The sequence below is a fragment of the Paraburkholderia ginsengiterrae genome (assembly GCF_001645125.1).
Classification (GTDB): Bacteria; Pseudomonadota; Gammaproteobacteria; order Burkholderiales; family Burkholderiaceae; genus Paraburkholderia; species Paraburkholderia ginsengiterrae.
On the sequence record NZ_LXKA01000040.1, the window covers coordinates 1 to 603 of the forward strand.

Below are 603 nucleotides of genomic sequence, written 5' to 3' on the forward strand. Positions count from 1 at the left end.
TGTCGGAGGGTGCTGAACACTAGGGTACTGCGGAGCGGGGCGTGCCGCGAGTGTGGGCGGTCAGCCGCTACAGTGGTGATACACACGCCGTTGGCGAGGCTGCGTTCATCGCGGCCGCGTGGGCGGGCAGCGGGGCCTTTTCTACCCAGGAGAGTCGGTGTGCCGGGCTCTTGGCGGGTCGGGAGAGCGCACGTGGCGTCGAGACCGCGGTGCTGCCGGGATGGCTGCGGCGCGTAGCGGTTGCGGACGCGGGGTGCGCGGCGGTGCGCGCCGGCGCGCAGGGCGGCCGGGCGAGGTGCTGCGCCGACGCGGCCGCCGACTGGAGGAGATAGGCGGCGGGGAGGGCGCGTGCGGGGCGGGGGGGGGGCGGCTGGTGCAGGGGGAGGAGTGGGAGGGGGTGTTGGGCCGCGACGAGGACGGTGCGCAGGGGGATGCGGGGGGGGTGGGGTGGCCGGTGGCGAAGATCGTTGAAGGCAATGGCGGCGAGGTACACGCACGGGAAGACGATGGCGGCGAGGAGCAGCGCAATCAGCGTGATGGGCCTCACCTGGAAATTCTGTTCCGGCACGGCGGGAAATAAAGCCTCGTCCTGCAGGTGAGCGG

General features: G+C 72.6%; 1 protein-coding gene. It reads left to right on the forward strand.

Features of this window, described 5'->3' with window-relative positions; all coding sequences use genetic code 11:
* The first annotated feature begins 454 nt into the window (after positions 1 to 454).
* The gene (locus A6V37_RS42735; RefSeq protein ID WP_279616148.1) at positions 455 to 580 is read left to right on the forward strand and encodes a hypothetical protein; all 126 of its coding nucleotides are present in this window, start codon (positions 455 to 457) and stop codon (positions 578 to 580) included.
* The last annotated feature ends 23 nt before the right edge of the window (positions 581 to 603 follow it).